This is a genomic window from Micromonospora carbonacea (assembly GCF_014205165.1).
Taxonomy (GTDB): Bacteria; Actinomycetota; Actinomycetes; order Mycobacteriales; family Micromonosporaceae; genus Micromonospora; species Micromonospora carbonacea.
The window spans coordinates 1,011,918-1,024,214 of record NZ_JACHMZ010000001.1; the positions used below are offsets into that span (position 1 = coordinate 1,011,918).

10 protein-coding genes and 1 pseudogene are annotated in these 12,297 nt (G+C 77.3%); 8 read left to right on the plus strand and 3 right to left on the minus strand.

Annotated features, from left to right (window positions below):
• Positions 1-46: 46 nt before the first annotated feature.
• The 3 genes from HDA31_RS04665 (at position 47) to HDA31_RS04675 (ending at position 3,883) form a co-directional block, all read left to right on the plus strand.
• The gene (locus tag HDA31_RS04665) at positions 47-1,105 is read left to right on the plus strand and encodes a cobalamin biosynthesis protein (RefSeq protein ID WP_376701437.1); all 1,059 of its coding nucleotides are present in this window, start codon (positions 47-49) and stop codon (positions 1,103-1,105) included.
• On the plus strand, positions 1,102-2,646 hold the full coding sequence (locus tag HDA31_RS04670; protein WP_178066167.1) for a cobyric acid synthase: 1,545 nt from the start codon (positions 1,102-1,104) through the stop codon (positions 2,644-2,646). Before HDA31_RS04665 ends, HDA31_RS04670 begins: the two co-directional genes overlap by 4 nt.
• 175 nt (positions 2,647-2,821) lie before the next feature.
• Positions 2,822-3,883: a hypothetical protein gene (locus HDA31_RS04675; protein WP_178066166.1), complete on the plus strand. Its 1,062-nt coding sequence runs from the start codon at positions 2,822-2,824 to the stop codon at positions 3,881-3,883.
• A 38-nt stretch (positions 3,884-3,921) separates the two neighbouring features.
• Here HDA31_RS04675 and HDA31_RS04680 read toward each other — a convergent pair whose 3' ends face one another.
• Complete coding sequence (locus HDA31_RS04680; protein ID WP_221486935.1) at positions 3,922-4,323, minus strand: rhodanese-like domain-containing protein; 402 nt, start codon at positions 4,321-4,323, stop codon at positions 3,922-3,924.
• Between HDA31_RS04680 and HDA31_RS04685 the strand changes: the two are divergent.
• The 4 genes and pseudogenes from HDA31_RS04685 to HDA31_RS04700 form a co-directional block, all read left to right on the plus strand.
• Positions 4,258-5,123, plus strand: a pseudogene (locus HDA31_RS04685) (uridine kinase family protein); the annotation flags it as partial. The gene HDA31_RS04680 and the pseudogene HDA31_RS04685 sit on opposite strands and share 66 nt — an antisense overlap.
• Positions 5,116-6,468, plus strand: a complete 1,353-nt coding sequence (locus HDA31_RS04690; RefSeq protein WP_178067766.1) for a dipeptidase — start codon at positions 5,116-5,118, stop codon at positions 6,466-6,468. The pseudogene HDA31_RS04685 and the gene HDA31_RS04690, both read left to right, overlap by 8 nt.
• A gap of 113 nt (positions 6,469-6,581) precedes the next feature.
• On the plus strand, positions 6,582-6,788 hold the full coding sequence (locus HDA31_RS04695; RefSeq protein ID WP_083302916.1) for a hypothetical protein: 207 nt from the start codon (positions 6,582-6,584) through the stop codon (positions 6,786-6,788).
• A 326-nt stretch (positions 6,789-7,114) separates the two neighbouring features.
• A complete protein-coding gene (locus HDA31_RS04700; RefSeq protein ID WP_221486937.1) occupies positions 7,115-8,752 on the plus strand; it encodes an ATP-dependent DNA ligase in 1,638 nt (545 codons plus the stop codon).
• 58 nt (positions 8,753-8,810) lie between these two features.
• Here the strand turns inward: HDA31_RS04700 and HDA31_RS31945 are convergent, their stop codons facing one another.
• Complete coding sequence (locus HDA31_RS31945) at positions 8,811-9,599, minus strand: hypothetical protein (RefSeq protein WP_178066163.1); 789 nt, start codon at positions 9,597-9,599, stop codon at positions 8,811-8,813.
• A gap of 287 nt (positions 9,600-9,886) precedes the next feature.
• Entirely contained in the window at positions 9,887-10,708 is an 822-nt protein-coding gene (locus HDA31_RS04710) for an SURF1 family cytochrome oxidase biogenesis protein (protein ID WP_074477569.1), read from the minus strand.
• A 197-nt stretch (positions 10,709-10,905) separates the two neighbouring features.
• Between HDA31_RS04710 and HDA31_RS04715 the strand changes: the two genes are divergently transcribed.
• Positions 10,906-12,297, plus strand: a complete 1,392-nt coding sequence (locus HDA31_RS04715) for a cobyrinic acid a,c-diamide synthase CobB (RefSeq protein ID WP_178066162.1) — start codon at positions 10,906-10,908, stop codon at positions 12,295-12,297.

A 12,297-nucleotide genomic window follows, 5' to 3' on the forward strand; every position in this document is an offset into this window, starting at 1 on the left:
CGGCGGCTAGGCTGCCGGCCGGAGGTGGTGGCAGGTGCGGCAGTCGATCGCCGTGGCTAACGCGGCAGGGCTGGTGGCGGGGTACGCGCTGGACTCCCTCCTCGGCGACCCACGACGCTGGCATCCCGTGGCCGGGTTCGGCCGGGCGGCCGGGGCGCTGGAGCGGCGCGTCTACCGGCCGGACCGGGCAGCCGGCGCGGCGTTCACGGCGCTCGCCGTGGGCGTGCCGGTGCTGGTGGGAGTGGCGGCGACGGTGGGCACCCGGCATCGGCCCCTCGGTCGGGCCGTGCTGACGGCCGCCGCGACGTGGACGGTGCTCGGTGGGCGCACCCTGCGTCACGAGGCGACGGTGATGGGCCGCGCGTTGCGTGGCGGGGACGTGCCGGCGGCCCGCCGCCGGTTGGGGCACCTGTGCGGGCGGGACCCGTCGGCGCTGGACGAGCCCGAGCTGGCGCGCGCCACCGTCGAGTCCGTTGCCGAGAACACCTCCGACGCGGTCGTCGCCCCGCTGCTGTGGGGGGCGGTCGCCGGGCTGCCCGGCCTGCTCGGCTACCGGGCGGCGAACACGCTCGACGCGATGGTCGGTCACCGCTCGCCCCGGTACGCCCGCTTCGGCACCGCGTCCGCCCGCCTCGACGACCTGCTCAACCTCGTGCCGTCCCGGCTGACCGGCCTGCTCACCGTCGCCGTGGCCCCGACGGCGCACGGCGACCGGGGACGGGCCTGGCGGGTGTGGCTGCGCGACCGCGACGACCATCCCAGCCCGAACGCCGGGCAGTGCGAGGCGGCGATGGCGGGCGCGCTCGGCGTGCGGCTGGGCGGCCGCAACGTCTATTTCGGGCGGTCGGAGGTGCGGCCGTACCTCGGCGACGGGCCGCGCCCGGAGGCGCGGCACCTGAAGCGCGCGGCGCGGATCTCCGGGGCGGTGGGGTTGGCCGCGCTCGGGCTGGCCGCCGCCTATCCGGTGACGGTCGGCCGGCTGGCCGGCGCGGCGGCGGGGACCGCGCTGAGGAGGACCGCGGCGGCGGGGACTGCCGTGGCGGGGAGCGTGCTGAGGAGGACCACGGCGGCGAGGGCGGGCCGATGGGGCGGGGGCGTCCGGTGAGCGGGGGGCTGCTGGTCGCCGGCACCACCTCCGACGCGGGCAAGAGCGTGCTCACCGCCGGGATCTGCCGCTGGCTGCACCGGCGCGGGGTGAAGGTCGCCCCGTTCAAGGCGCAGAACATGTCGAACAACTCGGCCGTGGTGGTCGGCCCGGACGGGCGGGGCGGGGAGATCGGCCGGGCCCAGGCGATGCAGGCGGCGGCCTGCGGAATCGCCCCCGACCTGCGGTTCAACCCGGTGCTGCTCAAGCCGGGCAGTGACCGGTCCAGCCAGGTGGTGCTGCTCGGCGAGGCCGTCGACACGGTCACCGCCGGCAACTACCACGCCCTGCGGCCCCGGCTCGCCGAGGCGGCGTTCGCCGCGCTGGCCGAGCTGCGGGAGGCGTACGAGGTGGTGGTCTGCGAGGGGGCCGGCAGCCCGGCGGAGATCAACCTGCGGGCCGGGGACTACGTGAACATGGGACTGGCCCGGCACGCCGGGCTGCCCACGATCGTGGTGGGCGACATCGACCGGGGCGGGGTGTTCGCCTCCATGTTCGGCACGGTCGCCCTGCTCGACCCGGCCGACCAGGCGCTGGTCGCCGGCTTCGTGATCAACAAGTTCCGGGGCGACCTCGGGCTGCTGCGGCCGGGGCTGGACATGCTGGCCCGGGTCACCGGCCGCCCCACGTACGGGGTGCTGCCCTGGCACCTCGACCTGTGGCTGGACGCGGAGGACTCGCTCGCGTACGGCCGGGTGCTCGGTCGGCCGGCGGCCCCGCACGGCACGGAGTGGCTGGACGTGGCGGTCGTCCGGCTGCCCCGGATCAGCAACGCCACGGACGTGGAGGCGCTGGCCACCGAGCCCGGCGTCCGGGTCCGGCTGACCGTGGAGCCGGCCGAGCTGGCCGCCGCCGACCTGGTCGTGCTGCCCGGCTCGAAGTCCACCGTGGTCGATCTGGCCTGGCTGCGGCAGACCGGGCTGGCCGACGCCGTGGCGGCGCACGCGGCGGCCGGGAAGCCACTGCTGGGCATCTGCGGCGGCTTCCAGATGCTCGGCCGGGCCGTGCACGACGAGGTGGAGAGCCGGGCGGGCAGCGTTGCGGGGCTGGGCCTGCTGCCCGTCGAGGTCACCTTCGCCGCGCGCAAGACCGTCCGGCAGGCCGCCGGCACCGCCGCCGCCGACCCGGGCGTCCCCGTCCGGGGGTACGAGATCCACCACGGGCACGTCTCGTCGGCCGGCCCGGGGCTGCCGCCCCTGCTGGCGTACGACGACGGCACCGGCGAGGGGGCCGTGCTCGGCGCGGTGTGCGGCACCCACTGGCACGGGGCCTTCGAGTCCGACGCGTTCCGCCGCCGCTTCCTCACCGAGGCGGCCCGCCTCGCCGGCCGTACCGGATTCCGGGTGGCCCCGGACACCAGCTTCGCCGCCGCCCGCGAGCGTTCCCTGGACCTGCTCGGCGACCTGGTCGAGGAGCACCTCGACACGACGGCCCTGTGGCGGCTGGTCGAGTCCGGCCCCCCGGCCGGGCTGCCGTTCGTCCCGCCCGGAGCGCCGCGCTGACCCGGGCTCCGAGCCACCTGGAGCGCCGCGCCGAACCGGCTTCCCGTGGCGCGCCGGCAGTGACGTGTCGCACATGTCCGGACACGCGCAGGTCGGCGACCGCGAGCCGGATGCCGGGTCGTCACCACCCCGGCCGTGGCCGTGCGGGGCCCGGCGCGCTCGCTAGGCTGCGCCGATGATCTTCAATCGCAGGGGGAAGCTGGCGGACCGGGTCGCCGACGTCGAGGCGGCCGTGCGCGGGCGCGACGGCGACGCCATGACCAGGGCCGTGGCGCGGGTCTGGCAGGCGGCGCAGCAGGCGTCCGTGGCGGAGCTGGACGCGGTGCTGCCCCGGTGCGTGGCGCTGCTGCCGCAGCTCGGCACCGGCGCGGGCGGCCAGTTCTCCGTCCTCTGCGGCGCGCTGGTCGAGCTGGGGGCCCGCCCCGACGAGCTGGTCGCCCCGGCGGCCGACGGGCTCGCCGCCGCGCTGGCCGGCGCGCACCGCTTCCGCTCCGGCTGGCAGCGGGTACGCGGCGACGACGCCCCGCCCGACCCCGACGACCCTGCCACGATGGACGAGGCGCTGGCCGCCCTGACCCAGGCGTACGACGACGAGGCCGTCGCCCACGACGCGGTGCAGGGCTGGTACGCGGTCGGCACCTGGGCGATGCCCGTGATCACCCTGTTGCAGCAGTCCGCGGCGGTGCGCGCCTCGTTCCCGCACCGGGAGGGGCTGCTGGAGGCGGGGGCGGGGCTGGCCGGCGAGCGGCCCGACCTGGAGTGCGTCCTGGGGCTGCTGCGGGTGCTCGACGGCGAGCGGCTGCTGGTGCTGCACCGGGCCACGGGCCGGGGCTGGTGGGTCACCATCGACGGGGTGGCCGACAACTTCCAGCTGCACACCCTGCTGGCCGGGGCGCTCGCCGGCCCGGCCGAGCGGGGGCTGATCGAGGGGCTGACCGTCGACCCGGCCTGGGTGGAGGTGGCCACGGACGCGCCCGAGGACCGGTTCGGCGGCACCGTCGTGGGCAGCTTCAACCTGGTCGACGGGCACGGCAAGTGGATCTGGAACGAGGGCGCCCCGGCGGACATCCCGCTCTTCGAGGGCGTCCGCGTCGTGGTCCTGGACCCGCCGCCGTACCAGCGGAGCTGGAACAACATCCGGCGGTTCCCGCTGATGGCGGCGGCCCTGACGGTCGACGGAGCGCTCACCGGGGCCGAGGCGGCGCACTGGCTGGGCCGGGTGGCCGAGCCGGCCTGACCGCCGCCCGGCCAGCCGCCACCGGGGCGTCGCCGGGGTCAGTAGCGGATGTCGGCGGGGCGGTCGGACATCGGCAGCCCCGCCTCCCGCCACGCCTCGACGCCGCCCACCAGGTCGGTCGCGCGGTGCAGGCCGAGCGTCCGCAGGCTCGCCACGGCCAGGCTGGAGCTGTAACCCTGCCGGCACACCACCACGATCTCCCGGTCGTACCCGGTGGCCTCGGGGATGCGCCACTCGCTTGCCGGATCGAGCCGCCACTCCAGCACCGTCCGGTCGATGACGACCGCGCCGGGCAGGTCGCCCTGTTCCCGGCGCTGCACGTCGGTGCGGGTGTCGACGAGCAGCGCGCCGAGGCGTACCGCCTCGACCGTCTCGTGCGGGGTCAGCCGGCGGACCCCCGAACGGGCCTGTTCCAGCAGGGCGTCGACGCCCGGGCTCATCACGTTGTGGCGCACGGCACGATCATGCCTGCGGCCCGGGGACTCCGCGCAACGAAACGGCCTCGGTTCGACCGGACGACGTACGGGCCGACGATCCCGCCGGCGCGGACCGCTAGCGTCGGGGCCGTGGGGGTGCCGGTCGTCGAGACGTACGCCGGGCTGGGCCGGCGGGTGCTGGCCGGGCCTGCGCGGTTGGGGCGTACCCGACTGGTGGCGGTCGACGGGCCGAGCGGCGCGGGCAAGAGCCTCTTCGCGGCGCGCCTCGCGGACGCCCTGGCGGCGCTGCCCGGCGGCGGGCGGCCACCGGTGGTGCACACCGACGACCTGCTCGACGGCTGGGCCGACCAGCTCACCTTCTGGTCCCGGCTGGAGCGGTGGGTGCTCGCCCCGCTGCGGGCCGGGCGGCCGGGGTCCTACCGGCGGTACAGCTGGGTGCGGCACCGCTTCCTGCCCCGCGAGCTGCCCGTCCCGCCCGCCCCCGTCGTGATCGTCGAGGGGGTGTCGGCGGCGCGGGCGGCCGTGCGGCCCGAGCTGACCCTGTCGGTGCTGGTCACCGCGCCCGCCGGGCTGCGGCTGACCCGGGCCGTCGCCCGGGACGGGCCGGGGATCCTGCCCGAGCTGCGCCGCTGGCACGTCGGCGAGCGCGCGCACTTCGCCGCCGACGGCACGGCGGACGCGGTCGACCTGCTCGTCGACGGCGCGCCGGAGGTGCCGCACGACCCCCGCACCGAGTACGTCCGCCGCCGGCCTCGGTAAGGCCGGCATACGATGCCGGTCATGACCTCACCGATCATGTCCGACGCCGAGGTGCGGGCCGCCGTCGCGCGCGAACTGCCCGGCGTCCGCGCCGACCTGGAACGACTCGTCCGCATTCCCGGCATCGCCTTCGACGGCTTCGACCACTCGCACGTCGAGCGGTCCGCCGAGGCGGTGGCGGAGCTGCTGCGCGGCTGCGGCCTCGACGTGAAGGTCGTGCGGTCCGGCGGGCAGCCGGCGGTGATCGGGACGCGGGCCGCCCCGCCCGGCGCGCCGACCGTGCTGCTCTACGCCCACCACGACGTGCAGCCCGTGGGCGACCTGTCGCTGTGGGAGTCCGACCCGTTCGAGCCCGTCGAGCGGGACGGCCGCCTCTACGGCCGGGGCGCGGCCGACGACAAGGCCGGGATCATGGCGCACGTCGCGGCGCTGCGCGCGTTCGGCGACCGGCTCCCCGTCGGCGTGGTGATCTTCGTTGAGGGCGAGGAGGAGTACGGCTCGGACTCGCTGGAGCGGCTGCTCGCCGAGCACCGCGACGCGCTCGCCTCGGACGTGATCGTGATCGCCGACTCGGCCAACTGGGACGTCGGCGTGCCGGCGCTGACCACGTCGCTGCGCGGCATCGTCAACTGCTTCGTGGAGGTCCGCACCCTGGACCACGCCGTGCACAGCGGCATGTTCGGCGGCGCGGTGCCGGACGCGCTGACGACGCTGGTCCGGCTGCTGGCCACGCTGCACGACGACGCCGGGGACGTGGCGGTCGCCGGGCTGTCCGGCCGGGCGGGCGCGACCGTGGACTACCCGCAGGACCGGTTCCGGGCCGAGGCCGGGCTGGTCGACGGCGTGTCGCTCATCGGCACCGGCCGGATCACCGACCGGATCTGGACCAAGCCGGCGCTGGCCGTGCTCGGCATCGACGCCCCGGCCACCGGCGAGGCCCCGAACGCCCTGGTCCCGGCGGCGAAGGCCAAGCTGAGCGTGCGGCTCGCGCCGGGCGACGACCCGCAGCGGGCGTACGCGGCGGTGCGCGAGCACCTGACGAAGCACGCCCCGTGGGGCGCCCGGGTGACGGTGACGCTGGAGCACGACGGCGCCCCGTGCGTCATCGACGCGTCCGGCCCGATGTTCGATGCGGCCCGCGACGCCTTCCGTGCGGCCTGGGACGGCACCGACCCGGTGGACATCGGCATCGGCGGCTCGATCCCGTTCATCGCCACGTTCCAGGAGATGTTCCCGCAGGCGGCGATCCTGGTGACCGGGGTGGAGGACCCGCACGCCCGGGCGCACGGCCCGAACGAGAGTCTGCACCTCGGCGAGTTCGCCCGGGTCTGCGCGGCCGAGGCGCTGCTGCTGGCGAAGGTGGCGGCAGCGGCGGAGCGGGGCCGGTGAGCCTCGGGCGACGCCGCCGGCACGGAACGGAGTCAGGTGACGGAACCGTAACGTCCCAGTTCATCGGGGTGTTTTCGGCGTGTCGCGGGACATCCTGGTATAGCCTTTCGAACATGAGTACGAACGAGGTGATGGCGCGGCTCGGTGCCGCCGTCGGCGCTCTGGGGGACGTGGACGTCTCCGCGTGGTCCGAGGACACGCTCAAGGAACAGCTCGGTGACCTCTCCACCGCCCTGGTGACGCTCGACGCGCTGCTCTCCCGCGTCGCCGACGAGGTGCGCGCCCGCGGCCTGCGCATCGAGGAGCCCGTCGCGGCCTGACCGGCCGTCGGCCCGGGTCGCGGCCCGACCGTCCGTTCGCGGTCGCGGCTCGACAGGTCGCGCGCGTACGGTTGCGGCCCGACCGTCCGCTCCCGCGCGGTCGCGGCGCGACTTCCGTTCGCGCGGTCGCGGCTCGCCGTCCGTGCGCGGTCGGCGCGGACCGGGCTCCACCGAGACACCGGTCCCCGCACGCTGGGGGGCGTCGGGGACCGGGCGGTCCAGGCATCCGGCACGGATGCCGGGCCGGGGTGGCGCGGCAGCTCCGGAAGCGGCAACTTCCGGCGGCGTTCCGCGTATCCCCAGCGGTGTCGGGGGTGGCTGGCAGGATGAGGTGCGTGCGGTTCCTCGACCTGGCGGCCACCTCCGCCGCCGTGGGCGCGACCACCGGCCGGCGGGCCAAGGTGGAGCTGCTCGCGGCGGCGCTGCGGTCGCTCGACCCCGCGGAGATCCCGGCGGGCGCCGGCTGGCTCGCGGGTGAGCTGCGACAGCGGCAGACCGGCGTCGGCTGGGCCGGGCTGCGCGACCTGCCGCCGCCGGCCGCCGAGCCGACCCTGACCGTCCGCGCCGTCGACGCCGTGATCGACGACATCGCGTCGGTGGGCGGCCCCGGCTCGCAGGCCCGCCGTCGGCAGCTCCTGCACGGCCTCTTCGCCGCCGCCACCGCCGACGAGCAGCGGATGCTGCGCGGCCTGTTCAGCGGCGAGCTGCGCCAGGGCGCCCAGGCCGGGCTGCTCGCCGACGCGGTCGCCCGCGCCGCCGACGTGCCGCTGGCCGCCGTGCGCCGGGCGCTGCTGCTCGCCGGTGACCTGCGGGCCGTGGCGGTGGCCGCCCTGGGCGGCGGCGCGGCGGCGCTGGCCGAGTTCCGGCTCCAGGTCGGCCGGCCGCTCGCCCCGATGCTGGCGTCCAGCGCCCCCACCGTCGACGACGCGCTGGCCGCGACCGGCGTCCCCGCCGTGGTCGACGTGAAGCTCGACGGCATCCGCATCCAGGTGCACCGCTCCGGCCCCGACATCGCGGTCTTCACCCGCAGCCTGGACGAGATCACCGCCCGGGTGCCCGAGGTGGTCGCCGCCGTGCGGGCGCTGCCCGCCCGGGAGCTGGTGCTCGACGGCGAGGCCATCGGGCTGGACGAAACCGGCCGGCCGCTGCCGTTCCAGCAGACCTCCAGCCGGGCCGCCCGCCGCGCCGCACCGGCCGCCGGGGCCGGCCCGCCCGGCGGCCCGTCCGCGTCGGCACCCGTCGGCGACGCCGTCGCCCCGGTCGCCCCGGCCGTGCGCGCCGCCGCCGAGAGCACGGGCGAGGCGGTGCTGACGCCGTACTTCTTCGACCTGCTGCACCTCGACGGCGACGACCTGATCGACCGGCCCGGCCACGAGCGGTGGGCGGCGCTGGCCGGCGCGGTCGACCCGACGCTGCTGGTCGGCCGGGTGACGGTCGACGACACCGGGGCGGCCGGGGCGGCCTTCGCCGCGGCGCTCGACGCCGGGCAGGAGGGCGTGGTGGTCAAGAACCCCGACGCGCCCTACGACGCCGGCCGGCGCGGCGCGGCCTGGGTGAAGGTGAAGCCGCGGCACACCCTCGACCTGGTGGTGATCGCGGTCGAGTGGGGCAGCGGCCGGCGCAGCGGCTGGCTGTCCAACCTGCACCTCGGCGCGCGGGACCCGGCGACCGGCGAGTTCGTCATGCTCGGCAAGACGTTCAAGGGGCTCACCGACGAGGTGCTGCGCTGGCAGACCGAGCGGTTCCTCGCCCTGGCCGTGGAACGCGGCGACTGGCTGGTGCGGGTCCGTCCCGAGCAGGTGGTCGAGATCGCGTTCGACGGGGTGCAGGCCAGTTCCCGCTACCCGGGCGGGATGGCGCTGCGCTTCGCCCGCGTGGTCCGCTACCGCAACGACAAGACCGCCGCCGAGGCGGACACCATCGACGCGGTCCGGGCCATCCACGCCGGGCACCTGTCGTCGTGACGCCGGGCGGGTGGCGGCGTCCCGGGCTGCGGACACCGCCACCCGCCCGACCCGGCCGTCAGGCGGACAGCGACCGGGCGTAGTTGACCTGGTTGTTGATGTGCATGACCTGCCCCTGGTCGGTGACGGGGATGCGGGCCACATACTGGTGCGGGCCGTTGCTGACCGTCACCTGCACGGTGCCGTAGTGCCGGGTCTCCTTGATCAGCAGGAAGAGCAGGCTGAAGATCGTGAGGCAGAAGAACCCGAGCACGGCGCAGACGATCGCCCAGGTGGCGACCTTCTGCTCCGTCTGCCAGTAGTCGGCGACGTGCCACTGCGTCCCGGCCAGGGGCAGCACGCCGGCCGGGGTGCGGATCTCCGGCGGGGAGACCGTGATCTCGCCGATCTGCACCGCCACGCCGGAGGACGCCCCGTACTGCGGGGCCCCGAGCGGCGCCGCCAGCGCCGGCGGGTACGGCCCGGCCGGCGGCGCGGAGAACGCCCCGGTTCCCGGCGGCGCGGAGTACGGCCCGGCGGCGGGCGGGGCCGAGTACGGTCCCGTGACGGGCGGGGCCGAATACGGTCCGGCGGCCGGTGGAGCCGAATACGGTCCGGCGGCCGGCGGGGCCGAGTACGGTCCGGCGGCCGGCGGGGCCGAGTACGGTCCGGCGGCGGGCGGCGCGGAGAACGGTCCGGCGGCCGGTGCCGGGTGCGGCGCGACGGCCGGCGGCACCGGGAACGGCGCGGTGGCCGGCGGCGGGGCGAACGGGTCGGCCGTGGCCGGGAACCCCGCCGGCGGGGTCGAGTACGTCGTCGAGCGCGGCGTGACCGCCCACGGGTCGGTCGACGGATGCGTCGCCGTCACCGGGTCCGGGAAGGCCGGCCCCGAGGCGGGCGGCTCCGGGAAGGCCGGCGGTGCCGGGAAGGCGGACGGCTCCGGGAAGGCGGGCCCTGAGGCGGGCGGCCCCGGAGCGGGCGGGCCCGAGGAGGGCGGCTCCGGCGGGTGTGGTGGCGGCGTGGGATCAGGGGTCACCGCGACCCCCCACGGTTCTCGATCACCCGGCGGACACTACAACTTCCCGCCGTGCCCCGGCGACCCGTCGAGTGTCCGGTTTCCGCAGCGAGCCGGAGCGGGGGAGGGCCCGGCTGCGGTCAGGCGGGGGCGCTCGGGGAGGGCTCGGCGGCCCGGTCGAGCGGCTTGCCCGGCCCGTCCAGCCCGGCCGCCCGGCGGGCCTCCCGCCGCGCCACCCAGCCGTAGCCGAAGAGCGTCATGACGGCGAAGATCCACCACTGCACGACGTAACCGAAGTTCTGCCAGTTGTTGGTGTGCCCGATCGGCACCGCCTGGAAGACCGGGTCGGCGGCCGGCGTCTGCTCGTCGAGCAGCACGTATGCGCCGTAGACCGGGTACGGCAGCTCCCGGGCCAGCCGGGGGACGGCGATCCGCCGGGTCTCCAGCCGGCCGTCGCGCCGGTCGACGGCCCCCGCGCCGCTCTCGCTCGGGTGCACCCGGCCCACCACGGTCACCTCGCCCTGCGGCACCGGCGGGAGCTGCGGCTGCGCCAGGGCCCCGCCCGGGGCGGGCGGCACCCAGCCCTGGTCGACGAGCACGGCCGTGCCGTCGGCGAGGAGCAGCGGGGTGACGACCTCGAAGCCGACCCGGTTGTCGACCGTGCGGCCCCGGACCAGGACGATGTTGGCCGTGTCGTACCGGCCGGTCACGGTGACCCGCGACCAGGTGGCCTCGTCGGCGGGGGCCGGGCCGGCCGTGCCGCCGCCCCCGGTGGGGGCCGGCACGGCGTCGCGCAGCGGCGCCGGCGTCATCCGGCTGCCGGCGTCGATCCGCTCGTTGATCGCGGTGCGGCCCCGGTAGCGGTCCAGCTGCCAGTTGCCGAGCAGCACCATCACGGCCGCGGCGACCAGGGTCAGCGCGAGGATGCCCAGCCAGCGTGGCGTCAGGAGGAACCGGTACACGGGTCGAGGCTACCCGCAGGACCGCAGCCGCCAGGCGGCCGGCCCGGGACCGCCGCCGGCACGCCGCGACCCCGGCGGCCCTGCGGCGCGACGCGGGCCGGTCGTGGCCGCCGGGTGTGCGTCCGGGCGGTATCGTCACGCGGGCGGATCGGGGGGCCGACCGCCGCCGCGTACCACCCTCGCCGGAGGAGTCGCTGATGACCGTCGTGCCGCGCCTCGTGCTCAGCGCGCCGTCCTCGGGCCACGGCACGAGCGCGGTGGCGCTCGGGCTGCTCGCCGCCTTCGCCGAGCGGGGCCTCGACGTCGCCGGGTTCAAGGTCGGGCCGGACCAGGTCGACGCCGGCTATCTGGGGCTCGCCGCCGGCCGTCCGGGGCGCACCCTCGACGCCCGGCTGGTCGGGCCCGACCGCGTCCCGGCCCTGTTCGGCCACGGTGCCGCCGGTGCCGGGCTCGCCGTGGTGCAGGGCACCATGGGGCTGTACGACTCGGTCGCCGGCCAGTCCGAGACGGAGTCCACGGCCGCCGTGGCGATCGCGCTGCGCAGCCCGGTGGTGCTGGTGGTCGACGTGGCGGCGATGGGGCAGTCGGTGGCGGCCCTCGTGCACGGCTTCCGGGCGTACGACGATCAGCTCTGGCTGGGCGGGGTGATCCTCAACCGGGTGGCCTCGCCCCGGCACGAGGCGATGCTGCGCGAGGCGCTCGACGACGTCGGCGTGCCGGTCTACGGAGCGGTGCGCCGCCACGAGCTGCCCCCGGTGCTGCCGCCCCGGCGGCACGGCCTGGCCCCGGTGGTCGGCCGCGACGCCGACGCGCTGCGGGCGGTCCGCCGGCTCGGCGAGGCGGTGGCCGCCACGCTCGACCTGGACCGGCTGCTGACGCTGGCCAGGTCGGCCCCGCCGGTGCCGGGCGAGCCCTGGTCGCCGGAGCCGGCCGAGCCGGCGGACCCGTCGGGGCCCGTGCCGGCCGGCGCGTCCCCGGTGATCGCGGTGGCCGGCGGGCCGGGCGGCGACTACGGCCCCGCCGAGACGACCGAGCTGCTGCGGGCGGCCGGCGCGGAGGTGGTCCGCTTCGATCCGCTGCGCGACGAGGCGCTGCCCGCCGGGGCGGCCGCGCTGGTCGTCGGCGGCGGCCTCCCCGAGTCGTACGCGGAGCAGCTCTCCGCCAACCGCCGGCTCTGCATCGCGGTGGCGGAGCTGGCCCGGACGGGGCGGCCGGTGCTCGCCGAGGGCGCCGGCGTGCTCTGGCTGGCCCGGGAGCTGGACGGGCTGCCGATGTGCGGCGTGCTCGACACGGTGGGCGTCAGCCGCGAGGGCGTGGTGGTCGGCTACCGGTCGGCGACCGCCCGCACCGACAGCGTGCTCGCCCCGGCCGGCGCGACGGTGGTCGGCTACAAGGAACACCGGGCGGTGCTCACCCCCCGCGCCGGCCAGTCCCCGGCGTGGAGCTGGGACGGCGGCGCGCCCGAGGGGTTCGTCTGGCAGGGCGTGCACGCCTCCCAGCTGATGGTGCACTGGGCCGGGCAGCCCGGGGTCGGTGCCCGGGTCGTCGCGGCGGCCCGGGCCGCCGCGGTGCTCGGGGCTCCCGCCTGA